Source organism: Pseudomonas sp. SIMBA_041 (genome assembly GCF_046535095.1).
GTDB classification, from domain to species: Bacteria; Pseudomonadota; Gammaproteobacteria; order Pseudomonadales; family Pseudomonadaceae; genus Aquipseudomonas; species Aquipseudomonas mucoides.
In genome coordinates this window covers 82,736-97,119 of sequence record NZ_JAWRXJ010000001.1, presented here as the reverse complement: position 1 = coordinate 97,119, position 14,384 = coordinate 82,736, and the positions used below count along the sequence as shown (strand labels likewise).

The following is a 14,384-nucleotide window of genomic DNA, read 5'->3' as shown; positions in this document are numbered from 1 at the left end:
ATAAGGAAGATCGGTAAACTGCGCAGAGCCTTATTCCGGAGAGTTTTTCATGGTCAACAGTTGGCGTGTGCAACAAGCCGCGCAAGCCGTTCGCGCAGGGGCGGTGATTGCCTATCCAACCGAAGCGGTCTGGGGGCTGGGTTGCGACCCGTGGGACGAAGAAGCGGTTGAGCGTCTGTTGATGCTCAAGGGTCGGTCTGTGGGCAAGGGGTTGATTCTGGTTGCCGACAATATCCGGCAGTTCGACTTCCTCTTCGAAGACTTCCCGGAACTGTGGATGGACCGCATGGCCAGCACGTGGCCGGGACCGAACACCTGGCTGGTGCCGCATCAGAACCTGTTGCCGCAGTGGATCACCGGGGTGCATGAAACCGTGGCGTTGCGGGTCAGCGATCATCCGCTGGTGCGGGATTTGTGCGCAATTGTCGGGCCGCTGGTGTCGACCTCGGCCAATCCGCAGGGACGGCCGGCGGCGCGCACGCGGATTCGCGTGGAGCAGTATTTCCGTGGACAGCTGGATTTGGTGTTGGGCGGGAACCTGGGGGGGCGCAAGAATCCGAGCGTCATTCGGGATCTGGCGACCGGCCACGTTGTGCGTCAGGGCTGATACCGCGTTATCGTTCATCGCGGGTAAACCCGGCTCCCACAGATTTCGGTTATCCCTGTGGGAGCCGGGCTTGCCCGCGATGAGGCCCTCAAGGCAACAGTACAGTCGAGCCGGTAGTCCGTCGTGCCGACAACTCGGTCTGCGCCTTCGCCGCATCCGCCAGCGGATACGTGTGACTGATGTCCACGTGCAGCTTTCCGCTGATGATCATCTCAAACAACTCATCCGCCATCCGCTGCAGGTTCTCGGCATTGTTGGCGTAAGTCCCGAGCGTCGGCCGGGTTACGTACAGCGAACCCTTCGCCGCCAGTATCCCCAGGTTCACCCCGTCCACCGCACCTGACGCATTGCCAAAGCTCACCACCAACCCGCGAGGCGCTGCGCTATCGAGCGACGTCAGCCACGTGTCTTTGCCCACGCCGTCGTACACCACCGGCACCTTCTTCCCGTCGGTCAATTCCAGTACACGTTGTGCGACGTTTTCATGGCTGTAGTCGATGGTCGCCCAGGCACCGTTGGCCTTGGCCAGTGCGGCTTTCTCCGGCGAGCTGACCGTGCCGATCAACTTCACGCCCAGCGCCCTCGCCCATTGGCAGGCCAGCGAACCGACCCCCCCGGCGGCGGCGTGGAACAGCACGGTTTCGCCACCCTTGAGTTCATAGGTCTGACGCAACAGGTACTGCACGGTCAGGCCCTTGAGCATCACCCCAGCCGCCGTTTCGAAGCTGATCGCCTCCGGCAGCAGCACCAGATTGGCCTCGGGCAAGACGTGAACGTCGCTGTAAGCACCCAACGGGCCGCTGCCGTAAGCCACACGGTCACCGACCTTGAAGCGGGTCACTTCGCTGCCCACCGCTTCGACGATGCCCGCGCCTTCCGATCCCAGACCCGATGGCAGGGCAGGTGGTGGATAGAGGCCGCTGCGGTAATAGGTGTCGATGAAGTTCAGGCCGATGGCCTTGTTGGCGACGCGGACCTGCTGCGGACCGGGCTCGGCGGGTTGGAATTCGACGTACTCGAGCACTTCGGGGCCGCCATGGGCGCGGAACTGGATTCGCTTTGCCATCAGAACTCTCCTTAGGTCATTTGCCAAGCGCCCTATCGGACTCCTAACCCTGATCTTCGTCAACTGCGGTGGAGCAAGGTGCAGTGTTATCCTACGCAGCAATTTGCCGCCGGCCATTGATGCGCCGCGCCGCTTTGCCCGATTCAAGGTGATGACATGACAACCCGCACCGAGGCCGTAAAAGCCTACCTGCTCGACCTGCAAGACCGTATTTGCTCGGCCCTCGAAGCTGAGGACGGCGGCACACGCTTCGTCGAAGACGCCTGGATCCGGCCTGCCGGTGGTGGCGGTCGCACGCGAGTGATCGAAAATGGCGCGGTGATCGAAAAGGGCGGCGTCAACTTTTCCCACGTCTTTGGCAGCGGTCTCCCACCGTCCGCCAGCGCCCATCGGCCAGAATTGGCCGGCCGGGGCTTCGAAGCCCTCGGCGTGTCGCTGGTGATTCACCCGCACAACCCGCATGTGCCGACGTCCCACGCCAATGTGCGCTTTTTCATCGCTGAAAAAGAAGGTGAAGATCCGGTCTGGTGGTTCGGCGGCGGTTTCGACCTGACCCCTTATTACGGCAACGAAGCAGACTGCGTGCACTGGCACCGCGTTGCCGAGCAGGCGTGTGCGCCGTTCGGGCCGGACGTCTATTCGCGCTACAAAGCCTGGTGCGACAGCTATTTCCACATCAAGCATCGCCACGAGCCGCGCGGCATCGGTGGCCTGTTCTTTGATGATTTGAACGAGTGGGACTTTGACACCAGCTTCGCGTTCATGCGCGCCATCGGCGACGCGTACATCGACGCGTACCTGCCAATCGTGCAGCGCCGCAAGCACGATGCGTTCACCGCCAAGCAGCGTGAATTCCAGGAATTCCGTCGTGGCCGTTACGTCGAATTCAACCTGGTCTACGACCGTGGCACCTTGTTCGGCCTGCAATCGGGCGGGCGTACCGAGTCGATCCTGATGTCGCTGCCGCCGCAAGTGCGCTGGAGCTACGACTGGAAAGCCGAACCGGGCAGCGAAGAAGCGCGCTTGACCGAGTATTTCCTGCAAGACCGCGATTGGTTGGCCGAGGCCTGAACGAGGAGTTCTGATGGACCGTTACGTCGTATTCGGTAACCCGATTGGCCACAGCAAGTCACCGCTGATCCACCGTTTGTTCGCCGAGCAAACCGCGCAGCAACTGGACTACAGCACCTCGCTGGCGCCGCTCGACGACTTTTCTGACTTCGCCCGGGCGTTTTTCCGCGAAGGTCGTGGTGCCAATGTGACGGTGCCGTTCAAGGAAGACGCCTTTCGCCTGGCCGACAGCCTGACGGAACGTGCGCAACGAGCTGGCGCGGTGAACACCTTGAGCAAACTCGCCGACGGCAGCCTGCTGGGGGATAACACCGACGGCGCCGGGCTGGTGCGCGATTTGACGGTCAACGCCGGTTTCAGCCTCAAGGGCAAACGCATTCTGCTGCTCGGCGCGGGCGGCGCGGTGCGTGGTGCACTGGAACCTTTGCTGGCCGAGCACCCGGCGTCGGTGATCATCGCCAACCGCACGGTGGAAAAAGCCGAGTTGCTGGCGGAATTGTTCGCGGACCTGGGGCCGGTGTCGGCCAGCGGTTTCGATTGGTTGAAGGAATCGGTGGACCTGATCATCAACGCGACGTCGGCGAGCCTGTCCGGTGATGTGCCGCCGATTGCCGGCAGCTTGATCGAGCCGGGCAAGACCGTTTGCTACGACATGATGTATGGCAAGGAGCCGACTTCGTTCTGCCGTTGGGCCACGGAACAGGGCGCGGCGGTGTCGATGGATGGTTTGGGCATGCTCGTGGAGCAAGCGGCAGAAGCCTTCTTCCTGTGGCGCGGCGTGCGCCCGGACACAGCGCCGGTACTGGCCGAACTGCGCCGTCAGCTGACACTGTAATCAGTGTAGGAGTGAGCCTGCTCGCGATGGTGGAGTGTAAAGCGCCATCAATGTTTGAATGTACCGGCCACATCGCGAGCAGGCTCTCCTACAAGGGATCGCCGCGAAGTCGGATCAATCCTCAAACCGGATCGGGCACTTCTCCGCCCCTTCCAGCTTCCTCAACTCCTCCACCACCTGCGGCCGCGCGCTGCGCAGCGTCAGGCTGCGATCCTGCTTCAGCAGTCGCCGCGCTTCCTGATGCAACATCTCTACCCCTGAATAATCGATGAAGTTGATCTGCTGCGCCTCGATCACCACGCGCGCACCGTGCAGGCGTTGCAGGCGCACTTGCAGGTAATGGCTGGCGCCGAAGAAGATCGAACCGCCCACCCTCAGAATGTCTTCATCCCCTTCGTATGAATGCTGCACCCGCGGTTGCGAGGTGCGCTTGAGGTAGAAGAACAATGAAGCGAGCACCCCGGCATAAATCGCCGTCTGCAACTCCAGCAGCAACGTGGCGACACAGGTCAGCGCCATCACCACGAATTCCGCGTGGCTGACGCGCAACAGCGCCCGTATGCCGCGATGGTCGACCAGCCCCCAGGCGATCAGCAGAATGCTGCCGGCCATGGCCGGGATCGGGATGTGAGCGATTAAGCCTGCACCGAAGATCGCGAACAGTGCGACCCACACGGCCGAGAACACCCCGGCCATTGGTGAGCAGGCACCGGCTTCATAACTCAAACCCGAACGTGTGAAGGATCCGGCTGACAGCGAGCCGGAAAAAAGCGCGCCGACGATGTTCGACAGGCCTTGGGCGCGGACTTCCTGATTGGCGTCGAGCAATTGCTGCGAGCGGGCCGACAACGAGCGGGCAATCGACAGGCTGGTCACCAATCCCAGCATGCCCACCGCCACCGCGCTTGGCAGCAGGCGCAGGATCAAGTCCAGATCCAGCGGCACCGGGCTGAACGGCGGCAAGCGCCCGACAAAGGCGCTGACCAACTTCACATGGCCGAACATCGATGGCCACAGCCACACCAGCAGCCCGCCGAGGACCAGCGTGATCAACAAGGTCGGCCAGCGAGGCAGCATCATCTTCAACACTGCGCCGACGACGACCGTCGCCAGTCCCAGTACCAACGACGGTTTATCCAAAGCACCGAGGTGTTTGAACAGCGTCAGGAAGCTGTCCAGCGCCGTGGCCTGGCTGGGCAAATCCAGCCCCAGCAAGTTCGGCAACTGCCCGATGGCAATCACCACCGCCGCACCGAGGGTGAAACCCAGCACCACCGAATGCGAGACAAAATTCACCAGGGCACCGAACCGCAGCATGCCGAGCAGCCATTGGAAAATACCGGCCAGGAGTGTCAGCAGCAGGATCAGCGTGATGTAGTCCTGTGACGCGGGGACGGCCAGCGGACTGACGCTGGCGAACAGGACAATGGAGATCGCCGCTGTAGGACCGCAGATCAAATGCCACGACGAACCCCACAGGCACGCGATCAACACCGGGATGATCGCGGCGTACAAACCGTATTCCGGTGGGAGACCGGCGATCAGTGCGTAGGCAATGGACTGCGGCAACGCGAGAATCGCCCCGCTGAGGCCGACGATCAGGTCGCGCCCGACGCTGGCGCGGGTTTGCCGGGGCAACCAACTGAGGAAGGGAAAGAGTGAGTGACGGCTGGGGAAGGCCATGGGTCCTCTCGGGTGGGGTTTTGGCGCAAGGGTAGCAGGACGCAAGCCTAATGTTCCCTTTGTGGGAGCGAGCCTGCTCGCGAATGCGGAGTGTCAGTCGACATAATTGTCGGATCTGACGGGCGCTTCGCGAGCAGGCTCGCTCCCACATGGGTTTAGAGTTTGGCTTTCACTGCCGGCAACGCGTCCTTGCCATCCGCTGTCTTCACGCCCTCCAGCCACTTGTCCAGCACCGCCGGATTGGCCTTGATCCACGCCTTGGCCGCGTCCGCATTGCTGACTTTCTTGTTCACCACCTCGGCCATGATGCTGTTCTCCATGTCCTGGGTGAAGCTCAGGTTGGTCAGCAGTTTGCCCACGTTCGGGCAGGCTTCGGCGTAGCCCTTGCGGGTTAGGGTGTGCACGCTGCCGGTGTCACCGAAGTACTTCTCACCACCCTTCAGGTAATGCATTTTGAGTTGCACATTCATCGGGTGCGGGGTCCAGCCGAGGAAGGTCACGAATTTCTGTTTCTTCACCGCGCGAGACACTTCGGCCAACATCGCCTGCTCGCTGGACTCGATCAGTTTCCATTGGCCCATGTCGAAATCGTTTTTCTTGATGATTTCCTGCAACGAGATGTTCGCTGGTGCGCCCGAGCCAATGCCGTAGATCTTCTTGTCGAACTTGTCGGCAAATTTGTTCAGGTCGGCAAAGTTATGCACACCCGCGTCCCAAACATAATCGGGAACGGCGAGGGTGAACTCGGTGCCATCGAGGTTCTTCGCCAACTGTGTGACATCGCCGGTGGCCACGAACTTGTCGTAGAAGCCCTGCTGCGCCGGCATCCAGTTACCCAGGAACACGTCGACCTGGCCATCCTTCAACCCGCCGAAGGTAATCGGCACCGCGAGGGTGTCGACCTTGGCCTTGTAGCCCATGCCGTCCAGCAGAAACCCGGTGATGGCGTTGGTCGCGGCGATGTCGCTCCAGCCAGGGTCGGCCATTTTCACCGTCTCGCAGCTTTGATCGGCAAAGGCCGATGCGCTGCCCAGAGCCAAAAGCCCGACCGTCAGTGCTGTGGATAACTTTTGCATGGACTTCCCCTTAACATTATTGGTTTTGGCAGGGTTGTGGATAACGTGCTTTGCGCTCCAGATCATCGAGGTCGATATGGTTGCGCATGTACTGCTGACTGGCGTCCACCAGCGGCTGGTGATCCCAGCTCTTCAGCTTGCCGATGGTCAACGCCTCGGCAACGAAACGACGGCGCCGCTGGCTGGCGAGCACTTGTTGGTGAATCTCCGGAATGTTCCATTTGGCGCGTGCTTCGGCTAGAAATTCTTCGAAAAGCTGAAGATGTTGCGGCGATTGACTGAGTTCTTCCAGTTCTCGCGGGTCGTTGTGTACGTCGAAGAGTAGGCAGGGATCATCTTCGCTGTAGATGAATTTGTAAGCGCCGCGACGGATCATCATCAACGGGCTGATAGTGCCTTCGGCCATGTATTCGCCGAACACTTCGTCATGACCGCCCTGCCCTTGCAGGTGCGAAACCAGCGAGCGACCGTCCAGTGGCAAACCTGGCTCCAGCGAGCCACCGGCCAGTTCCACGAAGGTCGGCAAAAGGTCGGCGGTGGACACGGCGGCGCTGACCCGCCCAGCCCCGAACTGCCCCGGCGCACTTATCAACAGGGGCACACGGGCGGCCATTTCGTACCAGTGCATTTTGTACCAGAGTCCGCGCTCGCCGAGCATGTCGCCATGGTCGCCGGAAAATACGATGATGGTGTCGTCAATCAGACCGGTTTCCTCAAGTGTTTGCAGGAGTTTGCCGACGTTGCTGTCGATATAGCTGCATGCACCGAAGTAGGCACGGCGGGCATCGCGAATCTTATCCACAGGCAGCGGTTTATCCCACAGGTCATAGACCTTCAATAAGCGCTGGGAGTGCGGATCGAGTGCGGTCTGCGCCGGGGTTTCAGGCAACGGAATGTCGGCATCGTCGTACATGTCCCAGAAAGCCTTGGGGATCGTGTACGGATCGTGCGGGTGAGTCATCGAAACGGTCAGGCAAAACGGCTGGTCGCCGTCCTCGCGGATGTGATCGAACAAGTATTGCTGGGCCTTGAACACCACCTCCTCGTCGAAATCCAGCTGATTGGTGCGCACGCACGGCCCGGCTTGCAGCACCGACGACATGTTGTGATACCAGGTCGGACGCACATCCGGCTCATCCCAATTCACGGCCCAGCCGTAGTCGGCCGGGTAGATGTCGCTGGTCAGGCGTTCTTCGTAGCCATGGAGTTGGTCCGGGCCGCAAAAGTGCATCTTGCCGGACAGCGCAGTGCGGTAGCCGAGGCGACGCAGGTAGTGGGCGTAGGTCGGTACGTCAGCGGGGAAATCGGCCGCGTTATCGTAAGCGCCGATCTTGCTCGGCAATTGACCGCTGACCAGGGTAAAGCGCGACGGCGCGCATAGGGGGCTGTTGCAATAAGCAGCGTCGAACACCACACCTTCGGCGGCGAGGCGGCTCAGATTCGGCAGTTTGATCGGCGAAGGACCGTAGAACGGCAACATTGGCGCGGCCATTTGATCGGCCATGATGAAAAGAATGTTCTTGCGCTTCATGTGATCGCGGCATTCCATAGTGAATATTTATGCGAGAGTGCTGCGATCGAGCATGTTACCCATGCACTTTGCGGTAAAGCCCATGCCAGGCAATGACTAGGATTAGCCCAGCTTATGTATGACGCCCTTGGTGATTTGTCGCTCGACTTGCTTCGTGCCTTTGAAGCAGCCGCCCGTCATCGCAGCTTTACCGCGGCGGCGGTGGAGCTTGGCACTACGCAGCCGGCGGTCAGTCAGCAGATCAAGCGATTGGAGGAGCAACTCGCGACGCGGTTGTTTGACCGCATTTATCGCGGCATTGAATTGACAGAAGCCGGGACTATTCTTTTTGAGCAAGTTCAGCTCGGTTTGCAGAATATCGACGCGGGATTGAGCGCGATCAGCGCACAGCAGCAACATGAGGTGCTGCAAGTCGCGACCGATTTCGCATTCGCCGCTTACTGGCTGATGCCGCGTCTGCACCGTTTTCACAAAGCCAATCCACAGGTGGACGTCAGCCTGGTCACCAGTGAACGCAGCCACAACATGCTGCGCACCGATATTGATGTGGCGGTGTTGTTTGGCGACGGACGCTTCAAGCAGGGTGAAAGCCATTGGCTGTTCAGCGAAGAAGTGTTTCCAGTGTGCAGCCCGCTGTTGCTCAAGGATCGTTCCCTGCCCTTGTCTGCACAGTCGTTGCTGGAGTTTCCGCTGCTTCATTTAAGGGGTGAAAACAGCAGTAACTGGTTCGACTGGAGCGGTGTGTTTCGCGAGTTGGGGATAACGTCGGCACCCGCACCGGGGCAGTTGCGCTTCGACAATTACACGCTATTGATTCAAGCGGCGATTGGCGGACAAGGCGTAGCGATTGGCTGGCGGCACCTTGTGGATAACTTGCTGGCGCAGGATTTGTTGTGTCGGCCGATTGCCGAGACGGTAATTTCCAGGCTGGGTTATTACGTGGTCCTGCCCCAGCGAAAACGGCGTGGAGCGTTGATTCAACAGTTTGTGGACTGGTTGATGGAGGAACAGGCCAGTAGCGCGCAATCGCTTAATGGCCTGCCATTGCCCTCTATTGCTGTTTAGTGTCAGCCGCGATGAAGTTCACGTGCTCGCCAACGTGCAGACTCAGATGCAGTTCATCGGCAATCCCTACGGCCACGCGGTTCAACCGTTGAAGGGGTTCTGCCAAGCCCGGTTCGAGGCTGTCGCTGATATGGCTGAAGTGCTCGATCGTCAGACCGGACACACCGCGCGGTGCATTGACCAGCGTCCAGCGCAAAGCACTGTTTTGCAGCGCTTCGCGGATTTCTTCGGCGGCGTGGCGTTGCAATCGATCTTCTATTTCCGGATCGTCCAGCAATTCAAAATCACCTACCAGAAACAGCCGCGTAATGCCTGCTGCCTGCATGCCATCGATCAACGCATCCACGGCAAGCACTTGCTCGACCGGACCCGGCACGATGGTTTTTTCGACGTATTCGCTGTTGAACGGCAATCCTGGCGCATCCAGTAAACAGATCACGGCTGAGCACCCCGCCACGCTTTGTTTAACGCGCTCGGCTTCAAACAGGTCGCCGGTTTTTGTGCGCAGGCCCGGGCGTGGCGCCAACGCCGTCAGGTCGTCCAGAATGGCGATCACTTCATGTTGGCGCCGCAGCATTTCAGCCATCAGCGCACTGCCCAGGCTACTCATGGCACCATAAAGCACCACTTTTACCACCGGGGTTTCGGCATTTTTCATTGCTGAAGTTCCTTGTTTCCTGCGTATATGGCGTGTGACCTGTAGGAAGCGGTGAGGGTTCGACCGGGTTTCAGAGGGATTCAGATGCAGCAGATCAAGGGTTATCACGCCCATGTGTATTTCGACGCCAGCACCATCAATCAGGCTCGGACACTGTGCGAACAGGCGGCGCAGTTGTTCTCGCTAAAAATGGGCCGCGTACACGAACGCCCGGTCGGCCCGCACCCGGACTGGAGCTGCCAACTGGCGTTCGGGCCCGAACTCATTGGTGACGTGCTGCCGTGGCTGGCGCTCAACCGCAACGGGTTGGTGGTGTTCCTGCACCCGGACACCGGTAATGACTTGCTCGATCACACCGAGCACGCGATCTGGATGGGCGCGATCCGGGCCCTGGACCTGTCTATTTTTTGATCAGATCGTTTCTTCTGCTTCGCCGGGCAAGTGTTCGTCCAGGTGCAGCCAGGGCAAGCGGCTGTCGGTCCATATATGCCGCTCGGCCGGTGCCAGCTCTGGATGGTCGAAGGTGGCGACGGTGACGTCGATGCTCTCGGGGCTGAGAGGGTTCATGAACGTCAGTTGCGCCCCACAGTTCGGGCAGAAATTGCGCACGCCGGTTGAAGAAGACAGGTACTGCGCGGGTGTTCCTTTCAGCCATTGAAAGGCTGACGCGGGCACGGTGATCCAGGTGGTGACGATCCCGCCGCTGACCCGTCGGCAAATCGAACAATGACAGTGGGCGATGTCGTGCAACGGCCCGTTGAATTGATAGCGCAGATGTCCGCAGTGGCAGCCGCCGGTGTGAATGTTGGTCATCCTGTTTGCTCCTGTTGCCTATGTGCTGACCCCTTCGCGAGCAGACTCGCTCCCACCGTGGGGCCTCAGTGGCCACAGATCTATGGTGGGAGCGAGCCTGCTCGCGCAGGCCGCAACTCGGTCCATCTGGATAAACCGGTCCGACGACCGGTCGCCCATCCGCGCAATGCTTTTACCGGCGAAAGCTGGCTGAAAGCTTCCCCGATTAGGATCGCCCCCACTGCCGGCAACAGACCGGTTGGCCAATGAGTGTTTTATCGCTCGCACGGCCCATTTAACAACAACAATGGTGATCCTGATGTCCTTTGCTACCCGCCGCTTCGCTGTCACTCCGCCCGTACGCCTCGTGCTTCCCGTTCTGCGCTGACCCAACCGGTTCGCCCATTTCCCCTCGCCGCGCTACGCCTGGAGTATTCCCATGCTGACTTTCCTTGGCTTTGCCATGGTCATCACGTTCATGTTCCTGATCATGACCAAGCGCCTGTCCGCGCTGATCGCCTTGATCATCATCCCGATCGTCTTTGCCCTGTTCGGCGGTTTTGCGCCGAAGATCGGTCCGATGATGCTCGAAGGCATCACCAAGCTTGCGCCGACCGGCGTGATGCTGATGTTCGCCATTCTGTATTTCGCCCTGATGATCGACTCCGGCCTGTTTGACCCGGCCGTGCGCAAGATCCTCAAACTGGTCAAGGGCGACCCGCTGAAAGTTTCGGTCGGCACCGCCGTACTGGCGCTCGTCGTTTCCCTCGATGGGGACGGCGCGACCACTTATATGATCTGCGTGGCCGCCATGCTGCCGCTCTACAGCCGCATCGGCATGAGCCCGCGGATCATGGCCGGCCTGATCATCCTCGCCGGTGGCGTGATGAACATGACCCCATGGGGTGGCCCGACCGCTCGTGCGGCCAGCGCCCTGCATGTCGACCCGTCGGACATTTTCGTGCCGATGATTCCGGCAATGCTGGCGGGCGTGGTGGCGATCCTGGCGATTGCCTACTTCTACGGTAAGCGCGAGCGTGCGCGCCTGGGTGAATTGCACCTGGCCGGCGATGAAATCGACCACAGTGAAATCAGCGTTTCGCAGTTCCCGGACGCCCGTCGTCCGAAACTGATCTGGTTCAACGGTTTGCTGACCCTCGCGCTGATGTGCACCCTGATCGCCGGCCTGTTGCCGCTGCCGGTGCTGTTCATGGTGGCGTTCAGTATCGCGATGATCGTCAACTATCCTTGCCTGCAAATGCAGAAGGACCGCGTTGCGGCTCACGCCGGTAGCGTGTTGTCGGTGGTCGGTCTGATCTTCGCGGCGGGTATCTTCACCGGTATCCTGTCCGGCACCGGCATGGTCGACGCGATGTCCAAAAGCCTGCTGGGGGTCATCCCGGATTTCCTCGGGCCGTACCTGGCCGTGATCACTGCGCTGGTGAGCATGCCGTTTACGTTTTTCATGTCGAACGACGCATTTTATTACGGCGTGTTACCAGTGCTTGCCGAAGCCGCCAGTCATTACGGTATAACCGCAGTGGAAATGGCACGTGCCTCGATCGTCGGTCAGCCCGTCCACTTGCTGAGCCCGCTGGTACCATCGACCTATTTGTTGGTGGCCCTGGCCGGTATCGAATTCGGTGACCATCAGCGCTTTACCCTGAAATGGGCCGTGCTGGTGTGCATGTGCATACTGGTTGCAGCGTTGCTGATGGGGATTTTTCCGCTGTTCAGCACTCTATAACCAAAGACTCATCACGACGGGTCCGGTCTTCGCGGTTTGAAGCCCGGGCCTTTCGTGGTTTAACACTCGCTCAAAGGAATACACATGGAATGGCTGACCAACCCTGAAATCTGGGTTGCCTTCTTTACACTGACCGCCCTGGAAATCGTCCTGGGTATCGATAACATCATCATGATTTCGATCCTGGTCAGCCGCATGCCCAAGCACATGCAGGCGCGCACCCGGATTTTCGGTCTGGCCCTGGCCATGATCACGCGGATCCTGTTGCTGCTGTCGATCACCTGGGTCATGCGCCTCACGGCCGACCTGTTCGAGGTGTTCGGCCAGGGTATTTCCGGGCGAGACCTGATCCTGTTCTTCGGTGGTCTGTTCCTGCTGTGGAAGAGCTCGCAAGAGATGTACCACGCGCTGGAAGGTGAAGACGAAACCAACGAAGAGCCGAGCGGCAAGGGCGGCAACTTCCTCTACACCATCATCCAGATCGCGATCATTGACATCGTGTTCTCGCTGGATTCGGTGATCACCGCCGTCGGCATGGTCTCCCATGTTCCGGTCATGGTCGCCGCGATCGTCGTGGCTGTGCTGGTGATGATGTGGGCGTCCGGCACCATCAGCGAGTTCATCGACAAGCACCCGTCGCTGAAGATGCTGGCGCTGTCGTTCCTGCTGATCGTCGGTACCGTGCTGATTGCCGAATCCCTGGACGTACACGTGCCAAAAGGCTACGTCTACTTCGCCATGGCGTTCTCGCTGGCGGTTGAAGCGATCAACATCAAGATGCGCACTGCCATCGCGAAAAAGAAGAAACAGCAAGATCCGGTGAAACTGCGCAAGGACATTCCGGGCCAATAACCCAAACGTCAGCGCAATACCCTGTGGGAGCGAGCTTGCTCGCGATAGCGGTCTTTCAGTCAACAGCACTGTTGAATGTGAAGGCCCCATCGCGAGCAAGCTCGCTCCCACATTTTTTTGTGCAGGGTTCAGGGACTAGTGGGTAGCGGGCGGATCGAGGTTATCCAGCACTCGATTCACCGCCAATTCTCCTAGCATGATGACCTGCTGAATCCCCAGCAACGTATGGCGTTGCGGGCCCCCCAGAAACCCGGCGAGATCACTCGCCATGACGCTGGCTGACGCCAACGATTCGCAGGCATGCGCTAGCAGGGTTTCGTTATCAATCTTGGGGTCTATAAGGAAGATGGTGCTGGGTTTGCGCGGCGGGAAGTCGTGGGGGACCGGATCGCTGTCCGGTGGGTTGGGCGTTACCTTGAACATAAATAGAACTCCAGTACTGGTTACGTGGAGCCCTCACACTCGCTACCAAACGAAGGTGGTGGCCATACACAGGTTGGTAGACCGGAGTACTGGAACCGGCGCCCCCGAAGGGACCCTGCGCATGGCCACCATAAAGCTGCGAACTGAGAAAGCGTCCGCAGAAAGTGGCTATGCGCCAGAACTCCGGGCTACCAAACCCGATCACTGTTTTCAGCGACCGGGAAACGATAGGGGCCTGGTTCAAGGCGCACAAGCCGGCGGATTCTGTAGTAACCGTAGGCAACGACGCAAGGCGTTGTAGCCTCTGAGAAGTAACTCGGAGTGTTTTTAAACAGGGCTCCCCGCGCTCGAACATTTAAGCATTTTCCTACAGCCATCGCGCGTGGTGCTTGATACGGTCGCACTCCAAGGTTGACGCACAGCCCCTTGGTGGTTAGCGTCCCGCACTCGCCTCAAACGACAATGACAAGGAGTGCATATGTCTGGAAAACCGGCTGCACGCGTCACGGACCCGACCACTTGCCCGATTCCGGGCCATGGCACCAACCCCATCGCCAGCGGCTCCCCCGATGTGTTTTTTAATGGCCTCGCCGCTGCGAGAGTCAGCGACACCTGCACCTGCGGCCAGGCACTCAGCGGCGGCTTCTCCTCCACGGTGTTCATCAACGGCCTGAACGCCATGACCCTCGATGGCACCACGAGCCACGGCGGCGTAATAGTCGGCGGCTCCGGCAACGTAATCATCGGCAGCACCCATACCCCGGCGCCGTTCATTCCGCCCCTCCCGATCATTGGCCAGCCCGTCGTGGAATTCAAAGCCGTCAGCGCTGGCAATGGCGAACCGATAGCCGAACGAGGCTACGAAATCGAAACCGCCGAAGGCCGCATCGTCAAAGGCCAGACCAACGCCTTGGGCATGACCCAAAGTGTCGCCACGCTAAAACCCGATCTCGCCGTCGTCCGCTGGACCGTCTAAGC

At 59.9% G+C, this 14,384-nt stretch carries 15 protein-coding genes; 8 read left to right on the top strand and 7 right to left on the bottom strand.

Features of this window, described 5'->3' with window-relative positions:
• Nucleotides 1–49 precede the first annotated feature (49 nt).
• On the top strand, nt 50–607 hold the full coding sequence (locus SB725_RS00500) for an L-threonylcarbamoyladenylate synthase (protein WP_027926187.1): 558 nt from the start codon (nt 50–52) through the stop codon (nt 605–607).
• 88 nt (nt 608–695) lie between these two features.
• Here SB725_RS00500 and SB725_RS00495 read toward each other — a convergent pair whose 3' ends face one another.
• Nucleotides 696–1,673, bottom strand: a complete 978-nt coding sequence (locus SB725_RS00495) for an NADPH:quinone reductase (protein WP_027926186.1) — start codon at nt 1,671–1,673, stop codon at nt 696–698.
• A 156-nt stretch (nt 1,674–1,829) separates the two neighbouring features.
• On the opposite strand from SB725_RS00495, the gene hemF reads away from it, so the two are divergent.
• Nucleotides 1,830–2,744 (top strand): oxygen-dependent coproporphyrinogen oxidase, encoded by a 915-nt coding sequence (hemF, locus tag SB725_RS00490; RefSeq protein ID WP_027926185.1) that lies wholly within the window; start codon nt 1,830–1,832, stop codon nt 2,742–2,744.
• Between the two features lie 13 nt (nt 2,745–2,757).
• Nucleotides 2,758–3,579, top strand: a complete 822-nt coding sequence (gene aroE, locus SB725_RS00485) for a shikimate dehydrogenase (protein ID WP_027926184.1) — start codon at nt 2,758–2,760, stop codon at nt 3,577–3,579.
• 114 nt (nt 3,580–3,693) lie between these two features.
• Here aroE and SB725_RS00480 read toward each other — a convergent pair whose 3' ends face one another.
• From SB725_RS00480 to betC, 3 genes are all read right to left on the bottom strand, one after another.
• Complete coding sequence (locus SB725_RS00480) at nt 3,694–5,262, bottom strand: SulP family inorganic anion transporter (protein ID WP_027926183.1); 1,569 nt, start codon at nt 5,260–5,262, stop codon at nt 3,694–3,696.
• Between the two features lie 155 nt (nt 5,263–5,417).
• The gene (gene choX, locus SB725_RS00475) at nt 5,418–6,338 is read right to left on the bottom strand and encodes a choline ABC transporter substrate-binding protein (protein ID WP_059181892.1); all 921 of its coding nucleotides are present in this window, start codon (nt 6,336–6,338) and stop codon (nt 5,418–5,420) included.
• A 16-nt stretch (nt 6,339–6,354) separates the two neighbouring features.
• Nucleotides 6,355–7,869, bottom strand: a complete 1,515-nt coding sequence (gene betC / locus SB725_RS00470) for a choline-sulfatase (protein ID WP_027926181.1) — start codon at nt 7,867–7,869, stop codon at nt 6,355–6,357.
• 114 nt (nt 7,870–7,983) lie between these two features.
• On the opposite strand from betC, the gene SB725_RS00465 reads away from it, so the two are divergent.
• Nucleotides 7,984–8,934 carry a choline sulfate utilization transcriptional regulator gene (locus tag SB725_RS00465; protein WP_027926180.1) on the top strand — a complete coding sequence of 317 codons (951 nt, stop codon included), beginning with the start codon at nt 7,984–7,986 and terminating at the stop codon, nt 8,932–8,934.
• Here SB725_RS00465 and SB725_RS00460 read toward each other — a convergent pair.
• A complete protein-coding gene (locus tag SB725_RS00460) occupies nt 8,921–9,592 on the bottom strand; it encodes an NAD(P)-dependent oxidoreductase (RefSeq protein WP_194940524.1) in 672 nt (223 codons plus the stop codon). The genes SB725_RS00465 and SB725_RS00460 overlap by 14 nt on opposite strands.
• A gap of 84 nt (nt 9,593–9,676) precedes the next feature.
• Here SB725_RS00460 and SB725_RS00455 point away from each other — a divergent pair, with 84 nt between their 5' ends.
• Nucleotides 9,677–10,003 carry a DOPA 4,5-dioxygenase family protein gene (locus SB725_RS00455; protein WP_194940525.1) on the top strand — a complete coding sequence of 109 codons (327 nt, stop codon included), beginning with the start codon at nt 9,677–9,679 and terminating at the stop codon, nt 10,001–10,003.
• Here SB725_RS00455 and SB725_RS00450 read toward each other — a convergent pair whose 3' ends face one another.
• On the bottom strand, nt 10,004–10,405 hold the full coding sequence (locus SB725_RS00450; RefSeq protein ID WP_027926177.1) for a GFA family protein: 402 nt from the start codon (nt 10,403–10,405) through the stop codon (nt 10,004–10,006). It lies immediately after the preceding gene.
• Nucleotides 10,406–10,823: 418 nt separating this feature from the next.
• Here SB725_RS00450 and SB725_RS00445 point away from each other — a divergent pair, with 418 nt between their 5' ends.
• Nucleotides 10,824–12,131, top strand: a complete 1,308-nt coding sequence (locus SB725_RS00445) for a CitMHS family transporter (protein WP_027926176.1) — start codon at nt 10,824–10,826, stop codon at nt 12,129–12,131.
• A gap of 84 nt (nt 12,132–12,215) precedes the next feature.
• Nucleotides 12,216–12,983 carry a TerC family protein gene (locus tag SB725_RS00440; protein ID WP_027926175.1) on the top strand — a complete coding sequence of 256 codons (768 nt, stop codon included), beginning with the start codon at nt 12,216–12,218 and terminating at the stop codon, nt 12,981–12,983.
• A 135-nt stretch (nt 12,984–13,118) separates the two neighbouring features.
• Here the strand turns inward: SB725_RS00440 and SB725_RS00435 are convergent, their stop codons facing one another.
• Complete coding sequence (locus SB725_RS00435; RefSeq protein ID WP_027926174.1) at nt 13,119–13,406, bottom strand: DUF6124 family protein; 288 nt, start codon at nt 13,404–13,406, stop codon at nt 13,119–13,121.
• Between the two features lie 478 nt (nt 13,407–13,884).
• On the opposite strand from SB725_RS00435, the gene SB725_RS00430 reads away from it, so the two are divergent.
• Nucleotides 13,885–14,382 carry a PAAR domain-containing protein gene (locus tag SB725_RS00430; protein WP_059181890.1) on the top strand — a complete coding sequence of 166 codons (498 nt, stop codon included), beginning with the start codon at nt 13,885–13,887 and terminating at the stop codon, nt 14,380–14,382.
• Nucleotides 14,383–14,384 lie beyond the last annotated feature (2 nt).

Excerpts from the sequence above, each read along its gene's own strand:
- SB725_RS00500 (WP_027926187.1), top strand. The coding sequence starts at position 50 with ATGGTCAACAGTTGGCGTGTGCAACAAGCCGCGCAAGCCGTTCGCGCA.
- SB725_RS00495 (WP_027926186.1), bottom strand. The coding sequence starts at position 1,673 with ATGGCAAAGCGAATCCAGTTCCGCGCCCATGGCGGCCCCGAAGTGCTC.
- hemF (WP_027926185.1), top strand. The coding sequence starts at position 1,830 with ATGACAACCCGCACCGAGGCCGTAAAAGCCTACCTGCTCGACCTGCAA.
- aroE (WP_027926184.1), top strand. The coding sequence starts at position 2,758 with ATGGACCGTTACGTCGTATTCGGTAACCCGATTGGCCACAGCAAGTCA.
- SB725_RS00480 (WP_027926183.1), bottom strand. The coding sequence starts at position 5,262 with ATGGCCTTCCCCAGCCGTCACTCACTCTTTCCCTTCCTCAGTTGGTTG.
- choX (WP_059181892.1), bottom strand. The coding sequence starts at position 6,338 with ATGCAAAAGTTATCCACAGCACTGACGGTCGGGCTTTTGGCTCTGGGC.
- betC (WP_027926181.1), bottom strand. The coding sequence starts at position 7,869 with ATGAAGCGCAAGAACATTCTTTTCATCATGGCCGATCAAATGGCCGCG.
- SB725_RS00465 (WP_027926180.1), top strand. The coding sequence starts at position 7,984 with ATGTATGACGCCCTTGGTGATTTGTCGCTCGACTTGCTTCGTGCCTTT.
- SB725_RS00460 (WP_194940524.1), bottom strand. The coding sequence starts at position 9,592 with ATGAAAAATGCCGAAACCCCGGTGGTAAAAGTGGTGCTTTATGGTGCC.
- SB725_RS00455 (WP_194940525.1), top strand. The coding sequence starts at position 9,677 with ATGCAGCAGATCAAGGGTTATCACGCCCATGTGTATTTCGACGCCAGC.
- SB725_RS00450 (WP_027926177.1), bottom strand. The coding sequence starts at position 10,405 with ATGACCAACATTCACACCGGCGGCTGCCACTGCGGACATCTGCGCTAT.
- SB725_RS00445 (WP_027926176.1), top strand. The coding sequence starts at position 10,824 with ATGCTGACTTTCCTTGGCTTTGCCATGGTCATCACGTTCATGTTCCTG.
- SB725_RS00440 (WP_027926175.1), top strand. The coding sequence starts at position 12,216 with ATGGAATGGCTGACCAACCCTGAAATCTGGGTTGCCTTCTTTACACTG.
- SB725_RS00435 (WP_027926174.1), bottom strand. The coding sequence starts at position 13,406 with ATGTTCAAGGTAACGCCCAACCCACCGGACAGCGATCCGGTCCCCCAC.
- SB725_RS00430 (WP_059181890.1), top strand. The coding sequence starts at position 13,885 with ATGTCTGGAAAACCGGCTGCACGCGTCACGGACCCGACCACTTGCCCG.